We start from the raw sequence: 16,941 nt of genomic DNA on the forward strand, positions 1-16,941 counted from the left end.
ATGGACGAGCGCACCACGCGGATGCGCCCGCCGGGCAACGGGATACCGCCCCAGCAGGGTCAGCCGGAGCCGGTGCGCCCGCCCGAGCCGCAGGCGGAGCCGACCGACACGAAGGAGTCCGGGCGGCGGCGCAAGGCTCGGCACTCCGAGCCCGCCGAGCTGAGCTCGGACGAGATGTGGCTGTTCCGGAATCTGCCGCTGCGACTGGTGATTCCGGTCGCGCTGCTCGCCGTGGTCGCGTCGCTGATCTCGATCGCCTTCGACGCGCCGTGGTGGGCCACCGCGCTGGCGAGCGCCGTACCCGTCATTGTCGGCCTGGCTCCGGTCGGCGGTATTCCGATCGGCCTGCGGTTGGGCTCCTGGGTCGCCTACCGCTGGCGGCAGTCGCGCCGCAGCACCGAGGACGCGGAGGACTCCATCGTCGATCTGCCGCTGCCCGAGGGCGGCAGCTACGGTCTGCGCTGGGACGGCACCCTCATCACCACCATGCTGCGCATCGACCCGCCGCCGGATACCCTCACGCTGCTGCGGCGCGGCTCGCTGAGTACCGACCAGGTGCTGCCGCTCACCGAGATCGCCGACTGCCTACGGCAATACGATGTCGAGCTGGATTCGGTCGATGTGATCAGCACCGGCACCCGGACGGCCGGAAACGACGCCGTGATCTCCGGCTACGCCGCGAGCGTGGCCCACCTGGGCCGGATGTACGACGAGATCCTGGGTCCGCTACCGGCCATCGCGCATCGCACCGTGTGGATCATGCTGCGGCTCAACCCGCTTGCCAATGCCAAGGCCGTCCAGAATCGCGGCGGTGGCCCGGAGGGCGCGCTGCGCTCGACCATCACGGCCACGCGTCGAGTGGCCAATCGCCTTGCCGCACGCGGGATCACGGCCTCGGTGCTGACCAGCTCCGAGATGACCGCCGCACTGCGCGAGATCACCCGCGGCATCCCGGTCGATCAGTTCGAGGAGACCGCGAATTCCCTCGCGCACGACGGGGTTCATCTCACCACGTACCAAATCGGCCGTGAGCTGTTCAATTCCGATGGCCTCGCCAAGATCTGGGCGGTCCGCAGTCTGGCCACCACCGTGACCGTCCGGCTGCGTCCCGTGGGCGACAACGCCGCCCGCCCCGGCGGCAAGCGCAATGCCATCGAGGTCGACGCGCGCGTCCGCTACGACACCCGGCACGAGCTGGAGGGACCGCCCGTGGCCGGGCTGCGGGAGCTCCCGCGCCGCCAGATGTGGGCGCTCATGGACACTTTGGCGTTCGACTCGCTGGACGTCCGGGAGGAGGGGTATCGGGGTCCGATCGCGGCGCTGTCCGATATCGCCGTCCCCACCGCCGGATGCGGCCAGCTCATCGGCGCCAATGCCTCCGGCAGCGGCGTGGCCGTACCGCTCATCGGTTCCGGCTCGCGCCGCATCGATATCATCGCCAGCCTCGAGTTGGCGCAGCAGACCATTCTGCGGGCCATCGCGCTCGGCGCGGGTGCGGTCGTCCACACCTCTCGCCCGGCGGCCTGGCAGGGCATGATCGCGAATGTCTCCGCGCCGCACGCGCTTTCGCTGGCCTCTTCGGTCACCCACAGCGCACGCCATCAGGTGATGTCGCCCAACGCGCCGCATCCGGCCGCCACGATCATCGTGTTCGACGGCGTGCCCGCCACCACTCCCCCGGGTTCGGCGACGGTGATCACGGTGCACGACGGGGTTTCTCGGCACTATCAGCCCGATGCGGACGTCACCATCGTCCAGCATCCCGATGCGCCGCATACGGTTACGGTGCACACCCCGGCGACGCGGACCACGGCTCAGGTGGTCACCACACCGGCGGAGCAACAGCTGATCGGCGCGGCGCCGCTTCGGCGGTAGCCGGGCGGGCGGCGCTGGTCAGAAGGCGAAGCCCGCTACGACCGCCACCGTCCCGACCACCACGGCCGCGCCGAGGAAACAGAAGAGCCACTCCGAACCGCTGCTGTAACCCTCGATGACCATGCGGTCGGGGTCGGCCGGGTCGTAGTGGACGAGCACCTGTGTGCCCGGCCGGAAGTTGACGATCCACGACTTGCCCACGGCGGCAGAACGTTCCACGGTGTATCCGTCCTGGGTGACCCATCGGACCACGGGGTGGTAGAGCGTACCGTTCTCACCGGCACTCGTCGCGAGACGGACCACCTGCCCGTACGCCTTGGCCCCGGATCGGCGCAGTGTTCGAGTACGGCGAATGTGGACCACGCCCACGACGAAGAAGACCGACCCCACCCCGAGCGGGATGAGGGCGTACCACCAATCCGAACTCATACCGCCCCCGGCGACCTGTCAGCCGCCCTGCGCCACGGAGTCGTGACTGACGAGCGCCTCGCGCTTGTCCAGGGTCGGACCGGGGACGAGCTGTCCGACAATCGCCCACGGGGCGAGGTGGGGCGATCGACCCAGGCCGAGCACATCGGCGGTATCGAGATCCGGCACGCCGTACCGAACGCCGTTGTCCGCCACGTAGAACAGGCTGTCCCGGCGCGGCGAGCCGGGTTCGACGCCGGTGACGCGCACGAACTCGCCGGTGGTGGGTCGAACGTAGACGCTGTCGATGCGGTTGCCGGTGTTGTCGGCCGTCGCCAGCGACACCGGCACGGCGGATTCGGGCAGGGGCAGGCGGGTGCCGACGAGGATCGAGACCGAGGCGCGGTCGGCGGGACCTTCGGCGGCATCGGACTGTTGCAGTCCGGCGCGTCCGGCCTTAGTCCATTCGATGCAGGCGACCGGATTCTGTTCCGCCGAGACGATTTTCGGCTTCGTGGTCGGGAAGTCGTCGGTGGGCAGCGAGTGCACGACCGGAATGCCGTCGAGCAGATCCGGCGGCACGGACTTGGGCTGGCTCATGCCCTGCGAGTCGTCGTTGCGAATCAGTTCGGCGGTGAATTCCGAAACCCGCTGCACGCCATCGGCGAGCACGACGTAATGTTCGACGGCCTCGGAATCGCCGAGGCTGCTGAGCCGAATGATGCCGCCGACCGGCACATCACTGAGTCGGCCCGGCCCGGGTTCGCCCGCACGATCGATGGTCGGGGCCGCCAGTGGCGGGGTCGCTGTGGCCGCGCCGAGCAGACCGGTGGAGATCGGCCGCGCCTGCTGGCCCGAGATATCCAGTGACCGCCTGATCACGGAATTGGTCGGGTCTATTTCGGCGCGTTTGCCTTCGTAGATCAAATAGGTTTTGCCGCCGTTGCGAACCAGCAGGGCCGTATCGTTGTCGACCTTCTTCATGCGGTCGGTCAATTCGAGTTCGCCCGCGATCGCGGTGGTGGTAGCGCCCGCCGACGAGGCCGCGCCACCCGAATTCGACAGCTGCACAGTGTCGCACAGCGTCCACCGGGATCGGTCGCCTTGACTCGAACCCGGCAAAGCCGCGGGCGCGCCCGGAATTCCGAGCAGCGGTCCCCGGGGCAGCGTATTGAGCTTGCTGTCCTTCACTGAATTCGGCTTTTCGTTGCTGCCGGTAATCAACCGCGCCGAGGCCAAATTCAGCACGGGATGCAGGGTCTTCTTGCTCTCGTCGTCCTCGTCTTGGACGACGACATACAGCGCGCCGCTCTCCTTGCCCATCACAATGTTCGAATTGCCGATGGAGCCCTGTGGGCGAATGAAGGACATAATGGCCGCACCGGCCACCACGAGCAGGGCGAGTACCGCGCCGACGATCAGTGACCTGAGCTGCGCGCGCATCGGATCGTGCAGCATCCGCACGTCACGACGGACCAAAGCGTGGTCGAGCCGTCGTAGCAGAAAGCGGTACCCATTCACCTGGGCACGAGTGGTCAACTGTGCTGGCACGAATCCTCCATCAGGCCAACCATTTCGGCGGCCAACTCCCCCGTGGCAACGAATTCCCGTCGGGAACAAGAACAACATGGTACCCCTCGGATGAGGGGTACCATGTTGTGCGGTTCACCTCGGCGATCAGGCTCCGAAGCCGTCCGCGATCTTGGCGTCGGTGTAGCCCGCGTTGGCCAGCGCGTTCTCGAGCGCGGTGGCGATGTTCTCCAGCACCGTGAGGGTGTCGGTGAACTCGCCGTCGAACTTGTTCTTCACAATCTCGTAACCGCCGGTGTAGGCCTGGTTGATCGTGTTGTCGGTCGGATCCGTCCAGGCGGCCTTCAGCTTTTCCGACGCGGTCTGGAAATCGTCGCGACCAGCCTGGCCCAGCAGACCGTGGTACTGCTTCAGCTCCTGGTACATCTGGTCCATGACCGGCTTGTTGTATACGGACACGCCATCAGTCATTGTTGCTCCTTGAGTAGTCTGTGAGATTTACGAAGAAGTGGATTACAGGTTCGTCAGGCCGTTGGTGACCTTCGCGAAGCCCTCGCCACTCTCCTGCTCGAGGTTGGCGTAGGTGGTCTGGCCGACGCCGACCTGCTGCTCGAGCTCGATCAGGACCTTCTTGAGGCGAACGGCCTCTTCGTCCCACGAGACGCAAGCGGCCTGGAAGGCGGCCGCGGCCTGACCCTGGAAGCCCTTCTTGCCCGATTCCACGGTGTCCTGGACCTTGGCGAGGATGGACTGAATTCGGTCGACCACCGTCGCAATTTCGCCCTTCGCCGAATCAACCAGGGCGTAATCTACAGCTGCCATCGCGTGTACCTCTATCTTTGTATTCGTTTGAACGCCAGGCGATGTGATCGCACATCACCTATTTCGGTGTGGATCAACTGTCTGCTCACTTGTGGTTTACGACAGCCACCTCCCCCCAGGCAGCCGGTCGATCAAGGCCGAAATCGCCTGTGCGACGCGGTGATCGGTGCCCGGTGTCAGCGTGGACCAGATCTGCTGGTCCGAGGCGACCCCGGGAGCGGCCACAATGCGGCCTCGGGCGGTGTCGTACACCACCACGGCTCCCGGTGATCGGTCTGTGACGCCGTCGGCGTAGGCGTAGGCCACCACCTCGGCGTAAGCATGGCAGGACGCGAGCGCGAGCCCGTACTCCACGGCGTCGGTCTCCTCGACGCCGAAGCTGTGCACGGCGCTCGCGAACTGGTCCGAAGTCGTTGCGGCATCGAAGCGTTCGCGCAGATCGGAGGCGAGCGCGCTGAAGTTCACCACCTCCGCCGCGGTCGCGCGGCCGAGAGCGTCCAGGAACGGGCGGGCAAGCGAATCCACCGAACCATCCGACCAGAGCGTGCGCACGTCGAGGCTGTCACCGCGACGCACGGCCTGGACATGGCTTTCACCGCGGCGGGCGACGCACACGCGCACTTGGCCCTCCGGGGTGAACAAGCGCATGGCCAGTTCACGATCCGGCTGCGCCAGCACGAACAATGCTGCGGCCGTTTCGGGTTCGACATCTCCGTAGGAGTCGAGCACCCGGTTCGCGACCAGGTCGGCGCGGGCCCGCTCCTGGGCGAGAGCCAGCTCGTGATGCGAATTCTGTTGCGGTCCAACAGAAAGCACCAGGGGCAGCGTTTGTACCCCGAGCTGACCGGCGAGGGTCAGCAGGCCGTCGTTGGTGAGGACGGTCATGACGACGCCTCCTCACGCCCCACGGGCTCGGGAGTGCGCGGACTCTCGCTCCCGGCGCTTCCGGCATTGAAGGCGATATCGGGAATCGCCCGCTGCGCGTTCGGATCCAGGCCGCCGAGCACCGCGGGGGCGACCTGCATTCCCGAGGTCAATCCGAGGTCGGCATCGCTGGCCGGTCCGGCCAGATCGCTGCGCGTCGTGTGCTCCTCGTCGTCCTGCGATCCACCACCGGCCATGGCGGCGGGCGTCATCGGCACCGCCGTACTCTGCTGGACCGTAACCGGTTGTGTCTGAACGGGTCCCGACGTGGCGACGGTCACCGGGGCGGCGACGCGGCCTCGGTAGTCGGTCTTCACGGGCGCGATATTGATCGGGCCGATCGTGTAACCGGGCACGCCCGGCGACGGCGCCGTGGCGGGCGTCTGTTCGGTCGACTCCGGTGTGGGATTCGCGGGCACTTCCGGCACGATCACCGGCGGGGCCTCGTGCTCCCACGGCACAGCCAACTTCTCGGTTGCCGCCTCGTAGGTGCGCATGACCCGCGCCGCAACGGCTTTCGCGGCATCGGCGTCGCCCTCGACCTGTGCGATCTTGGCGAGCATCGGGGCGCCGAGCGCCGTGCCCACCTGCTCCAGCAGCTTCTGCATATCGCGCAGCGCTTCGGTCTCCTGGGCGTCGGGCATGGCCAGTCGCGCGAGTTCGTAAGCGACAGCGTGGGATTCGGCCTGCGTGGCATTGCCCGCGGCGGCCGCGGCGGAGGCGGTCAGCCAATCGCGCAGGGCGCGGAACCGCTGAATGACAGGTCCGCTGTTATCGGATTCCCACGCGCTGTCGAGCGTGGTGAGAATCCGTTCGTAATCGGCCGCCGCCGCGGCGAAACTCGCACCCAATCGTGCCCATGCGAGTCCCGCTTCGGCGGCAGGCACCGCGCCCGCCCCCGTCACGAGGTCTCGGGCCAGTTGCTCCGGCGGCCTGGATTCCCAAACCGTTCCGGTGAAACCGGGGTTCTGTGGTTCCAGCATCGGCGGCGGTCCGATCAGACGGCGAAGCCGTGGGCGCTCTGCCCCTCGGCCTGGGCGAAGTTGTCGGTCTGCGTGCGCAGGGTGGCGGCGAGCTTGCGCAGCTCGTCCACGCCGCCACCGGCGCTCTGCTGGAACGACGCCACGACCGCGTTGAGGGTCTGCGTCGCCCGCTGCGACACCTCATCCGATCCAGCCGCGACGAGAGTGAGCTTGGGCTGTTCGGCCTGCACGCCCGCGGCGAGCCGGTCGGCGAGCGCGTCCAGCTGGGCCGCGGCGGCCAGCGCCGACGCGGAATCGAAACGTACACCGGTGAATTCGTTGATGGCCATGCTGATTCTCCTGTTCCCCCGCTAAATCAGAGCGTGAGCTCTTTGTCCGGTGGTTCGTCTATCGCCTCGACTCCACCGACAACCGGGATGGAGACGCCTTCGATGGTTCCGACCACTTCGTCGCCGTGTGCCGCGGTGACCAGGTTGGTGCGGTCGCCGTTCGAGGTCTCCTCGTCGGCGGCCCCGGCACGGTTGCCCGCGCCCAGTCCGGACATCATCGGCGAGGTGGTCGCGCGGCCGGTCTGCGCCACGGGGCTCGCGGTCGTTGTCCCGCGGCTCGACGGTGAACCGCCGACGTTCTCGCCGAACGGGGTTCTGGTCAGTGGGGTGTTGCCGGTCGGATTGGTCGTGACGGGTACGCCGCCGCCGAGCAGCGTGCTGGGGCTGTCGCCACCGCCGCCGTTCGTCGTCTTGTCGTCGGTCGTCTTCTCGTCAGTGATCTTGGTCGCGTTCGGATTATTGGTCTGGTCAGTGGTTTTGGTGTCGTTGTTGGTATCGCTGGTCAGCGACTGTGAGATCTTGCTGACCACCTCCGCGCCACCGCTGACCACCTCGCCGCCCTTTTCGGCGACCTTGGAGGCGAGGGCGGCGGCGGGTTGGGCGAGCGGCTGCACCGACTGTGCGACCAGATTCGCCAACTGCGCCGCGTCCGCGGCCGTGGGCGCACCGGTGACGAGGACTTTCATTCCCGCGCCGACGATCTCGGCGGTCTTGATGCTCAGCTCACCACGCGTCTTGGCGGCGATGACACCCGCCTCCGCGACCACCTGCGATGCCATGGCGAGCAGCGCGGGCAGCCCCGCCGGTGTGATGAACAGCGGAGCTCCCGCGATCACCTCGGCGACGAACTTCGCGATGACGGCGCTGAGTTCGGCGTACCCCTGCGCCACGACGCGTTCGGCGTCGAGCAGGATCAGCTTCTGGTTCAGCCCCTGCGCCTGAACCGCTCCGATGTCGTCGACAACGCGCAGGCTCTTCTCCATGGCCGCGCGTGCGGCGTCGCTCTGCCACCCCACCGAAACCTGCGAGACCGCTTGCGTAGTCGTATCGGCGGCACTGGTCAGCGTCTTGGTGACCAACGAGAACAAGTCGGTCGGATCGAATCCGCTGGTGCCGAGACTGCCACTGCCGAACCCGGACAGCAGCTCCACCACCGGTTGGATCAGTGCCGTCGGGTCGATCGACGGCAGCGTGATCTCCGGCAGCGCGGGCAACTGCGGTAGCTGCGGCAATTGGGGAATCCCCAAGTCGCTCAGCACATCCGAGACCGGACGATCCAGCATCGACCCCACCGGGCTGGTGCGCAGAACGTCCAGAACCGTAGGGTTCAGCGTGGCGTCGCTCACAGCGATTCGAGTGCGAAGCTGATGGCCCCAGCCAGCTCGGTGCTCTCATAGGCCGCGACACCCGCGAAGGCCGCCGCTGCCGTCTGCCCGTGCACGGCGGCGATCTCCGCGGTCGAGAGCAGATAGTTGGCCTGTGCCTGCGCGAACGCGATCAGGAAGTCCTGACCGATCAGCCCGAACACCGGCACCGCCGATGCCAGCGCCGCCGCCGAATCAGACGCCGCCGCACCGGCAATCTGCGCGGCCGTGCCCGCCTCCGTGCTGCCGAAGGCAGTAATACTGGCGAAATCGGCCTTGATTAGGTCAGCCATCGTGGTCCCTCCCGAACATCGATCTTGGATGAAGAGTACTGGCACGAAAATGGTTGCGCCAGTTTGTTAACAGATCCCAAAGGTCCGCTTAACCTGGCGGCTAACCAGCAATCTCCTCGTTGAAACGAGTCACCAGCGCCGCCCGCTTGGCGAACGCATTACGCGCCGCCGCATTCGCGGTATCCACCACCGTGCGCTCGAACTCGTCCGGCGACAACCGCGAAATCTCGCTGGAGAAGTCGAGATCCAGCAAAGCCCCGTTCCCGTCCACCTCCACGGTCACCGCCCCGTCCGCGGACGTCTCCCGCCCCCGAACCGCCCCCAACTCGTCCCCCAACTCCTGAAACCGATACATCCGCTGGCGAACCCGAGCCTCCAGCTCATCCCACGACCCGACCACACACCCCTCCTTATATGGTCCGCAGCCAACTCTGCGGCTCGGTCTCATACTCCTGCTCCTCGACATACTCCAGCCGAGCCACATCCGCCTCGGTAGGCAACTTCGAGTAAGCCAGCGTCTCCGCACTAACCCCCGCCGCCTCCAACTGCCGCCGCCGCGCAAGACCAGCCCGAGCAGCAGTCCGCTGACACAGCCGCAGCACCTCGGCAGCAAGCTGCGACGGATCCCGATGCAGCTCAGCGGAGTCGACACGCAGGGCTAGGGGGAGACCTTGTTCGGTGGTTCGGACCTTGATGGAACCGGTGGCGGAAGCCGCGGTGAACGTCGGCACTTCCGGCCCCGAACCAGGATCTGCCGTCCCCGAGTCGACCATCTGATGAGCCCCTCCCAATGCGTAGGTGTAGAAGTACCATAAGGCCGGTCCGCGATGCTACCGACGAGTCCCGGTATGTGTTCCCACACGGGCGTTCGCCAGGCGGCTACATCGGGCCGTGCCCTATTCAGACCCGATGAACGCTTTCCCGCTCCTCCTTGATCACCCGAATCACCGAGGCGATTTGCGAATTGATCAAGGCCACAGTGCGCTGGGCATCTGCTGGCACAGCCCGCTGCGGATTCTGGTCGGATATCACATATCGGCCGTCTTCTCGAACGTCCCGCCACTGCAAGACACGATCCGTAATGCCTCGGGGCCCGAAAATCGATTGCCCCTGAACGACGTTGATCCTTCCGATCCGGTCCGTGGCCGCCTTGTGAAACCTTGCGGCCCTGGCTGCATCCGAATCGGCCATCGGGTCGCGGACCGTTATTCCCCCCGGTTTGGCATCGACCGTTGCCTCGTCTTGCACGGGCAGCACGAGATCGGTTTGCTTGCCCGCTGCCATTTCGGGCAGCTCCCGCACCACTTCGTCGGCCAAACGCAGCGGATCGCACGCGCGGATCTTGTAGCCACCGCCATGCCAGAAGGTTTCGCCTGATTCTTGCTTCACCAGATATCCGTTCGAGCCCTGCCGGACAGCGCGGATGCGGATCTCCCCTTTGCCTTTCAGCGGTTCCTGCTCGTCCCATGCACTGACGACAACAGACAGATCCGGGGCGGCGATAGCGTTGATCATGACGAGCGCCGCCTCGTCGAACTTCTGTCGAGCACCTTCTCGTGCCCGTCGCACCTCCTCCAAGTAGTCGCGATAGGACTCGGCCTTCGACTTCGAGACAAACGGCATGGGGAGGTTGTCATCGACCAAGTCACGCCAGAGCACCATGAACTCGGACTCGGTGAAATTCCACATCATTGTCATTTCTCCGCAACCGGGGTGACGGCCTCGGGCATCGCACCCAACGCTTCGTCGAAGTTCTCACCGGACCTGAGGTATTCCGGCCGCTTGTACTCCTTGCCCTGCCCCTGTCCGGCTCCAGCGCCAGCTCCACCCATGGGCGCGCCGGTCATGGGTGTGGACTGCGTGGTGCCCGACGTAGTACTCGCCAGTCCAGCGCGTGACGTTGTCGTACTGGTTTCGGACGACACGGTCGCCCGCGGAAAGAGCGTCGATTGCGGGCTCGCCGTGAGCTTCGGCGCGGTCCCACCACCCTTGGGTGTGCCGCCACCACCGCCGCCGCCACCACCGGTCCCCGTCTGCTTCGAAGGGTCGTTCTGGGTAATGGGATTCACGGTTGGGTTCACCGGATTGTCGGTGTTCGTGGTGGTTTGCTGCATCAACTGCTGTAAGGCGGTGGTGCCCTGCGAAACCAGCGACTGCAGGCCGGTAACCCCTTGCTCCACAACGCTCGTCAACGCTTCGGAACCCGATGAGAGGAGTGTCGAAGCCAGCTCGGCGACATCCTTCAGAGAATTGTCGGTCGCGGGCGTTTCTTCCTTGGGGGCCGGACTCGGATTACCCGGATTGACAGGCTGACCATTGTTCGGATCCGTCGTGAGATTCGGCGCGTTGGTGGTGCCGGGAGAGGTTGGCCCTCCTCCACCGTTTCCAAGATTGGTGGTACCGGGGCCAGGCACCTCCACCTTCGGCTTTTGCATGGAGGGTACGGAGAGGATTGGAATGTTGTCACTCGTCGCTCGAAGACCGACCCCGTACCATTCATCCCACTTAGCGGCGTAGTACGGTTCCACCGTCTTCGCGGCAAGCGGATCATTGTCGTGCCGCTTTATGAAGTCAGCTGCGGACTCGGTAGGCAGCTGAACCTGGAGTCCTCTGAGCCATCCCACGGCCGTCCCCAGGTTGGTGGCGATTGCACGCAAGGAATTCACGAGTTCTGTTGTGGTCTGGCCATACCGTTCAACGGCTGCCCGCGCTGCTGGACCCGAGCCTCCGGTCCAGCCCTCATTGTTGAAGGTACCAGCGATTCCGCCAACGAATCTCGCGCGCTCACTTTCCAGGAAGTCTGCGACGCCCTTCCAATTCCCAGCAGACTCCAGGATCTTGTCGATACCAGAGGGAAGGCTCATCGCCTCGTAATGCGCAAAATACCTATTCCAGTCCATGGTGATACCAGGCTCGGGCTCGACTGGCATCGTTTCGTGCGCATCGCCGACCAGCGCGTCCAGCGTTTTCATCTCCGACAAATCGGCCAGTTTGTCGAGATAATATTTCCGCAGTACGACGCTTCTGCTTACGATATTCGTATAAGTGGTATTGCCGTCTTTTTCTTCCTCGACGTGGTTGTAGAAGTCTATCCCCGCCCCATCCCCCCCAGTACTCTTCGCATTTCCCCAGTTTGGGACTTCTACACTTCTCGGAGAAAATTGACGGCCATTTGAATAGCCAGGAGCGGACGTGACACGATCCTTGATGCCGTTGAAATCCGCAGCGGAGTTCTCCTCGTTCTGCCCGACGGCTCGACGCGCCATCAAGAACGCACTTGCCATATCATTCAGCAAGGTCTCATGATCAGGGAGAACCACGTCGCGCAAACGGTCCGAGACCATACTGAATTTTATGGACATCCGCTCGCCCGAGGCTTCGGGACTGAAGCGAGGCACCTCCAATTTGGAGATCATCTGGTTCTTCACCTGCTCGACAGCCCAGAGCATTCCGGCGCAGAGTTCGGCGCACTGCGTGGCGAGTTCAGGGGTGAAGACGAAGTTCTGATCCCCCTTTAACCCAGGCCATTCGCTATAGCTATCACCCATAGTTCCCACCCATTTCAATCGCGCAACCGACCTCGATCGCGTCCAATCTTGCCCCACGACTTCGTCCAGCGCCAATGGCCGTGACTCGACCAGCTCGAGCTGGAGTGGCGTCCAGTGCCCGCACGATGTGCGGTGGCGACGCGGAATCGCATAGTGTTCCCTGGGTGAGCAGCCCGCATCAGACCGGCACGCCCGACTCGAATATTCCGCACTACTACCCGGACCAAGGTCCCACGCTCCTTGATCCGTACGGCGGTGGGACCGTTCCGAATCCATCCGCATCGCATCACGCGACCGCAGCGCCGACCAGGTCTCCTCGTCGACCGGATGGGATGCTGAGGGTAACCGGCGGTCTGTTACTGGGTGTCGCCGGTTCGGTCGCCATCGCAGCCTTCGTTCAGTTGGCTGGGTTCGGCGCTGGGGGAACCGGGTGGTGGGCCTGGCAACGTGGCAACGAAGATACCGGCTACGAACCGCGAATGGTCGGTGTCGCGTTCATCCTGAGCGCCGTCATTGCCGCCCTGGCCGGAGCGCTCTTGCTCATGGGACGCGGTGTCAACAGTCGAGGCGTTCGCTCATTGGGAGCGCTCGCCTCGGGTATCGCGGCGGGATTCGCTCTGACCGAGGTCCTCGATCTGATCACCATCACTCAGGGATTCCCGAACTTCGATCTCGCCGAATACCTCAACGCCGGTTTCTGGCTGTTGGTCGTCGCCGCACTGCTTTCGCTCGTGACGATGGTGACCAGCGTGGTCGCGACGGGTCGGAATCTTCCCCTGGATGCGCCCCAATCCGCTATGCCAAACCGGCGAGGTCCGGATGCGGCTGCGGCCGTATTCCTCATCGTCGCAACAGTATTGGCAGTCGGCGGCTCGTTTCTGGATATAGACGACTTCGCGCTTTCCAACCTATGGCACAACTACGACCATAGCGACGGTACGACCCCCCTCATGGGGATCTTCCTCGTGCTCGTGGGCCTGACCGCCCTCACAGTGTCGATGCTGCTGATAGCTGGCACGGCGCGGCGCTGGCCCCAAGTACGAACCGCTGGACCGATGGCCGCTGGCCTGATGTTCGGCACCATCCTGACCAGTGTGCTAGCCGCGATACCTCCCTATTTCCTCGACTCCGATTTCGCCAAGGAGCAACTCCTCACCGAACTCGAGGTGGGAGCGTGGGTTCTGTTGGCAGCCGTGGTGGTGTCCCTGGGTGCGGTCGTTGTCAGCCTGGCGACGAATCGCGAGGCTGGTCGGACTCCGACCTTCCCACCACCGAACACACCGGCCTTCGCACCACCGATCGCCGGTCCCTATGCGACGCCGAGCGCCGCTGCGGCTCCGGGAAATTCACCCAGCCCTACGGCAGGACTCCGCATGGCGCGGGTTTACGACAGTCGCAATGACGCTGGGCAACCAGTTGTCGAGCGTCCGCCGCTCGATCCGAAGTTGCGTGACGCCCTGCTCGCATACTTGGAGTCCGCTCCGCTGGTGCTGGCGGCCCGCAGCATGGACCAAGACGAATTCGCCCCTGGGGAGCGGGATGTGCCATTGAGCTACTTCACCGACGGAGTGTGGATATGGTCGGGAGCCGTCCCGCACTACCTCATCAAACATGGTGTGCCGCCAGAGCCGGAACTCGTTCGCCATGTCGTCGCCCGCAACTTCCGGCTCGAAATGATCGACGACCGGACAAGGGAGCTAGCAGTCCGAACAATCACCGGAACTTGATCGCCGAGGGCCGAGGGCCGAGGGCCGAGGGCCGAGGGCCGAGGGCCGAGGGCCGAGGGCCGAGGGCCGAACACGATAGCGATCGATCTCGAGTACCGCAGGAGATTTGGCGCAAGTTTCAGTAGCTTCGCAAGGGTATGTACGCCGAGGGGCTCGGGTCATGGGTCAAATTCGAGTACATTCTGGATCCGCCTAGGCGCTTCGAGATTCAGTACAACCGCGATCGGGAGCCGCGGTTCAGAACGGCTCCAACGGCCAAAGATTTTGCCACCGAGAACCAATGGTTCCTGCGGTCGGACGAGCAACATGCCCGATTGGTTCCGACGCGGGCTGAACGGGACATCCTCGGGCACCTGATAGGTGAGCCTTACGGCTCCCTCGTGGTTCTCATCGATGCCGTCTGATCGATCATTGCTCCTCGGCCATCCGGCGGAGCAGTTCGAGGTGCATGATTCTGGCGCGATGCTTGGATTCGACTTCGCCGTAGAGGTCGTACGACGGGGCGCGGAGGTTGCGGATGCGCTGGAAACCCTCGAGGGGTGACAGGCCGTCGGTGTAGGCGTCGATGCAGCAGGAGAGCCAGAAAGCGCCTACTTTCGAACCCTCTACGCCCATTGCGACGCGGTCGAGGTAGCCAGCGGCGTCATTGCTGAGCGAGACCCACAAGTATCCGTACAGCGTGTCGTAGCGGGTGACCGGCAAGTAGACGATGGGTGCGGTGGTTTCAGTGGAATAGGGGCGTCGGGGTGCCGATTGCAGCGAACCCCAGCGGTTGTCGGGGTCGTTATAAGAATCGCTCAATAGGGGGGCGCTTTGCGGGGCTTGGCCAAACGGCGTCTCGGTGGGGTGCAGCCTCTGTGGCGAACTGTCGTGCCCATTACGCGCGAGAGGTTTCCCCTGAGCCAACTCGGGGGACAGTTTCCGCAGCATTTGCGATAGTGCGGAAGCGCTGCGCGCCTCGCCCAGTTCAGCGTCGGCGGCGATGCCGCCGTACTTGGGATCAGCGGGCTTTCCGATCCAGTGTTTGATCGCCTCGACTGGAGACAAGCCGAGCAGGTGGGTTTCATTGAGCCTGTCGTGCCAATAGGACGCGGACCATAGAGCGTCGATGCCGGACTCTTCGCGAGCGAAGAAGTTTGCGGCGTTGCTCTCGTCCGATCCCCATAGGTAACCGATGAGGGTGTCGCCCAACGTCACCGGGAGATAGGCGAGGGGTCGGCTGGTCCACACGTCATAGCGGGATCGGACAGTGGCTCTGGTCGCTTGCGGTCGCGGCGTCGGTGCCGGTCGTTGTTTCTCGATCCACTGCAATTCGCTGAGACTGGCGGCATGTTTCTCCGCCCGTCCGGTGTCGATCTCACCGAAGTACTTGGGAGGTTTGTTGGGCATGTGGCGAATACGCCGCAAGGCTTCGATCGCCGACAAACCGTCGGTGCGACAACGCCGGAAGCGTTCCCGCCACAGATCCCCGGCATAGTCGCCTCTCCTGCCCGCCGAGGTGCGAGGCAGGTATCCGGCGGCGTCCTCGGTGGTCGACGCCCAGATGTATCCCAGGATCCTGCGATCGCGCACTTCCGGACGAAGGTAACCGCGGTGCAGGTGCTCGATCGGCAGGTACTCGATCGGCGTGGTGGTCGTGCTGGCGTAGCCGGGAAGCCACAGGGGAAGAACGGGTTCCGCGTCCGGATCTTTCTCGGCCGGGGTGCCATCCGGGTAGGTGCCGTCCTGGACGAGCGGGCCGTCGCCCAGGGGCGCAGCGTGCGAACCAAGGCGATTCAGACTCTCGAACAACTCCTGAATGGATGCCGCCTCGCCGAGTTCGGCGTCGCCGCTGATCCCGCCATATTGGGGATGTTCGGGCTTGCCTACCCAGTATCTGAGCGCCTCGACAGGCGTCAACCGCTGCCGGTAGCACTCCTTGAGATTGTCGAACCAGTGAACCGACACGGCCGGATCGGGATCGGTGCGCACGATTGGCGGGAAGATGCCCGCCGCGGCACCGGACTTGCCGCCCCAGAGATAGCCGAGCAGCTTGTCGCCCAGCGTAATCGGAAGATAGGCGACCGGATGTCGGGTCCACAGGTCATAGTTGTTCAGCCTGGCATCCCGCCACATTCCCGCCACCCCTCGCTTTCAGCACTCCCACGGCGCGCCGCTCCGTCGACGCGAGTGTAACCGCGCGCAATCCCCTCCACGCGAGCGAGGACTTCCCTTTGCGCTGATCGAGTTCCTCATGACAAAGTTGATCGCGCGGTGTCACGGTTCAGCGCCGCTGGTGAGGTTCGGGAGGGACCAGATGGCTGAAAAGATTGTGGTCGATCCGCAGCATCTGCGGACCGCCGCTACGACGGCGGACGAGATTCGTGATCGCCTCAGCGCGCTTGCCGCCGATGCTCGGCTGGCGGCCGCGGCGGGGTCGGCGGCGTGGGGTGACGACAAGTTCGGCAGTAAATTCGCCGACGGCGCAGAGGGTTTCGCCGAGGGCAGCGGCAATATGGCCACCAGCGCGGACACCATGGCGACCACATTCGGCAAGCTCGCGGAGGGCCTGATCACCACCGCGAACGTTGTGCAGGCGACCGAGCAGACCAACCGCGACGGCTTCAAGTAGGCGAGGGGACGAGCTGTGGTTGGGGAACCTGGCGACCTGGATATGGAGTCGCTGCTGGGAGATGTCACGCAGCATCTGCGGGCCATCCGGGACATGGCGAAGCAGCGTGCCCAATTGACCGCGAGTGCGACCACGGCAGGCGGCCGGGTGACGGTGACCGTCAACGCGGATTGTGTGGTGATCGCGACGCGCTTCTCCTCCGATATCGACGATCTCTCCTACGACGACATCGCCAACGCGATGACGCAGGCCGCTCAGAAGGCTGCCGCGGAGATGGCGCGGAAGTCGCAGGAACTCATCGAGCCGCTCGCCGAACAGCGCGCGACGATGATGAAGCTGCCGGACCTGCTCGAAGACGCACCGGACCTGAATTTCGACGCACCATCGATCCCGGCCTCACTCGCCCCGCCGCACCGACGGGATGCCGAATCCCAAACCACCAGCGCAGCAGACGAATACGCGGACGCGGTGGATTACGACGACTGGGCCAACCAGCGCGGCGGCATCACGGACACCGGCCGTTGATG

Annotated in this window: 17 protein-coding genes; 4 read left to right on the forward strand and 13 right to left on the reverse strand. The window is 64.9% G+C overall.

All coding sequences use genetic code 11. The features are described 5' to 3' along the window. Positions 1–1,875, forward strand: a complete 1,875-nt coding sequence (eccE, locus tag ACIBH2_RS25085) for a type VII secretion protein EccE (protein WP_397121626.1) — start codon at positions 1–3, stop codon at positions 1,873–1,875. Between the two features lie 18 nt (positions 1,876–1,893). On the opposite strand, the gene ACIBH2_RS25090 is transcribed toward eccE, so the two are convergent. The 12 genes from ACIBH2_RS25090 to ACIBH2_RS25145 form a co-directional block, all read right to left on the reverse strand. Continuing rightward, positions 1,894–2,304, reverse strand: a complete 411-nt coding sequence (locus ACIBH2_RS25090) for a DUF3592 domain-containing protein (RefSeq protein WP_397121628.1) — start codon at positions 2,302–2,304, stop codon at positions 1,894–1,896. 18 nt (positions 2,305–2,322) lie between these two features. Then, on the reverse strand, positions 2,323–3,834 hold the full coding sequence (gene eccB / locus ACIBH2_RS25095; protein WP_397121630.1) for a type VII secretion protein EccB: 1,512 nt from the start codon (positions 3,832–3,834) through the stop codon (positions 2,323–2,325). Positions 3,835–3,960: 126 nt separating this feature from the next. Continuing rightward, complete coding sequence (locus tag ACIBH2_RS25100) at positions 3,961–4,284, reverse strand: hypothetical protein (RefSeq protein ID WP_397121632.1); 324 nt, start codon at positions 4,282–4,284, stop codon at positions 3,961–3,963. A 42-nt stretch (positions 4,285–4,326) separates the two neighbouring features. Beyond that, a complete protein-coding gene (locus tag ACIBH2_RS25105) occupies positions 4,327–4,635 on the reverse strand; it encodes a WXG100 family type VII secretion target (RefSeq protein ID WP_397121634.1) in 309 nt (102 codons plus the stop codon). Between the two features lie 96 nt (positions 4,636–4,731). Further along, positions 4,732–5,520 carry an ESX secretion-associated protein EspG gene (locus tag ACIBH2_RS25110; RefSeq protein ID WP_397121636.1) on the reverse strand — a complete coding sequence of 263 codons (789 nt, stop codon included), beginning with the start codon at positions 5,518–5,520 and terminating at the stop codon, positions 4,732–4,734. Beyond that, positions 5,517–6,542 carry a PPE domain-containing protein gene (locus ACIBH2_RS25115; RefSeq protein ID WP_397121638.1) on the reverse strand — a complete coding sequence of 342 codons (1,026 nt, stop codon included), beginning with the start codon at positions 6,540–6,542 and terminating at the stop codon, positions 5,517–5,519. Before ACIBH2_RS25115 ends, ACIBH2_RS25110 begins: the two co-directional genes overlap by 4 nt. Before the next feature lie 14 nt (positions 6,543–6,556). Further along, entirely contained in the window at positions 6,557–6,871 is a 315-nt protein-coding gene (locus tag ACIBH2_RS25120) for a PE domain-containing protein (RefSeq protein WP_397121640.1), read from the reverse strand. Between the two features lie 26 nt (positions 6,872–6,897). Then, a complete protein-coding gene (locus ACIBH2_RS25125) occupies positions 6,898–8,154 on the reverse strand; it encodes a hypothetical protein (RefSeq protein WP_397121642.1) in 1,257 nt (418 codons plus the stop codon). A 59-nt stretch (positions 8,155–8,213) separates the two neighbouring features. Then, entirely contained in the window at positions 8,214–8,528 is a 315-nt protein-coding gene (locus ACIBH2_RS25130) for a hypothetical protein (protein ID WP_397121644.1), read from the reverse strand. 100 nt (positions 8,529–8,628) lie between these two features. Further along, complete coding sequence (locus ACIBH2_RS25135) at positions 8,629–9,012, reverse strand: YbaB/EbfC family nucleoid-associated protein (protein WP_397121646.1); 384 nt, start codon at positions 9,010–9,012, stop codon at positions 8,629–8,631. 416 nt (positions 9,013–9,428) lie between these two features. Continuing rightward, complete coding sequence (locus ACIBH2_RS25140; RefSeq protein ID WP_397121648.1) at positions 9,429–10,220, reverse strand: ESX secretion-associated protein EspG; 792 nt, start codon at positions 10,218–10,220, stop codon at positions 9,429–9,431. Between the two features lie 2 nt (positions 10,221–10,222). Then, positions 10,223–12,076: a hypothetical protein gene (locus ACIBH2_RS25145; RefSeq protein ID WP_397121650.1), complete on the reverse strand. Its 1,854-nt coding sequence runs from the start codon at positions 12,074–12,076 to the stop codon at positions 10,223–10,225. Positions 12,077–12,240: 164 nt separating this feature from the next. Between ACIBH2_RS25145 and ACIBH2_RS25150 the strand changes: the two genes are divergently transcribed. After that, positions 12,241–13,803, forward strand: a complete 1,563-nt coding sequence (locus tag ACIBH2_RS25150; RefSeq protein WP_397121652.1) for a hypothetical protein — start codon at positions 12,241–12,243, stop codon at positions 13,801–13,803. A 408-nt stretch (positions 13,804–14,211) separates the two neighbouring features. Here the strand turns inward: ACIBH2_RS25150 and ACIBH2_RS25155 are convergent, their stop codons facing one another. Further along, on the reverse strand, positions 14,212–15,918 hold the full coding sequence (locus ACIBH2_RS25155) for a hypothetical protein (RefSeq protein ID WP_397121654.1): 1,707 nt from the start codon (positions 15,916–15,918) through the stop codon (positions 14,212–14,214). 181 nt (positions 15,919–16,099) lie between these two features. On the opposite strand from ACIBH2_RS25155, the gene ACIBH2_RS25160 reads away from it, so the two are divergent. Further along, a complete protein-coding gene (locus ACIBH2_RS25160) occupies positions 16,100–16,414 on the forward strand; it encodes a type VII secretion target (RefSeq protein ID WP_397121656.1) in 315 nt (104 codons plus the stop codon). Positions 16,415–16,456: 42 nt separating this feature from the next. Further along, the gene (locus ACIBH2_RS25165; protein ID WP_397121659.1) at positions 16,457–16,939 is read left to right on the forward strand and encodes a YbaB/EbfC family nucleoid-associated protein; all 483 of its coding nucleotides are present in this window, start codon (positions 16,457–16,459) and stop codon (positions 16,937–16,939) included. Positions 16,940–16,941: the final 2 nt, after the last annotated feature.

The organism is Nocardia sp. NPDC050406 (assembly GCF_044459025.1).
GTDB lineage: Bacteria > Actinomycetota > Actinomycetes > Mycobacteriales > Mycobacteriaceae > Nocardia.

Bases quoted from the DNA above. Each gene is read 5' to 3' on its own strand.
- eccE (WP_397121626.1), top strand. From the start codon at position 1: ATGGACGAGCGCACCACGCGGATGCGCCCGCCGGGCAACGGGATACCG.
- ACIBH2_RS25090 (WP_397121628.1), bottom strand. From the start codon at position 2,304: ATGAGTTCGGATTGGTGGTACGCCCTCATCCCGCTCGGGGTGGGGTCG.
- ACIBH2_RS25100 (WP_397121632.1), bottom strand. From the start codon at position 4,284: ATGACTGATGGCGTGTCCGTATACAACAAGCCGGTCATGGACCAGATG.
- ACIBH2_RS25105 (WP_397121634.1), bottom strand. From the start codon at position 4,635: ATGGCAGCTGTAGATTACGCCCTGGTTGATTCGGCGAAGGGCGAAATT.
- ACIBH2_RS25110 (WP_397121636.1), bottom strand. From the start codon at position 5,520: ATGACCGTCCTCACCAACGACGGCCTGCTGACCCTCGCCGGTCAGCTC.
- ACIBH2_RS25115 (WP_397121638.1), bottom strand. From the start codon at position 6,542: ATGCTGGAACCACAGAACCCCGGTTTCACCGGAACGGTTTGGGAATCC.
- ACIBH2_RS25120 (WP_397121640.1), bottom strand. From the start codon at position 6,871: ATGGCCATCAACGAATTCACCGGTGTACGTTTCGATTCCGCGTCGGCG.
- ACIBH2_RS25125 (WP_397121642.1), bottom strand. From the start codon at position 8,154: ATGCTGGATCGTCCGGTCTCGGATGTGCTGAGCGACTTGGGGATTCCC.
- ACIBH2_RS25130 (WP_397121644.1), bottom strand. From the start codon at position 8,528: ATGGCTGACCTAATCAAGGCCGATTTCGCCAGTATTACTGCCTTCGGC.
- ACIBH2_RS25135 (WP_397121646.1), bottom strand. From the start codon at position 9,012: ATGTGGCTCGGCTGGAGTATGTCGAGGAGCAGGAGTATGAGACCGAGC.
- ACIBH2_RS25140 (WP_397121648.1), bottom strand. From the start codon at position 10,220: ATGATGTGGAATTTCACCGAGTCCGAGTTCATGGTGCTCTGGCGTGAC.
- ACIBH2_RS25145 (WP_397121650.1), bottom strand. From the start codon at position 12,076: ATGGGTGATAGCTATAGCGAATGGCCTGGGTTAAAGGGGGATCAGAAC.
- ACIBH2_RS25155 (WP_397121654.1), bottom strand. From the start codon at position 15,918: ATGTGGCGGGATGCCAGGCTGAACAACTATGACCTGTGGACCCGACAT.
- ACIBH2_RS25160 (WP_397121656.1), top strand. From the start codon at position 16,100: ATGGCTGAAAAGATTGTGGTCGATCCGCAGCATCTGCGGACCGCCGCT.
- ACIBH2_RS25165 (WP_397121659.1), top strand. From the start codon at position 16,457: ATGGAGTCGCTGCTGGGAGATGTCACGCAGCATCTGCGGGCCATCCGG.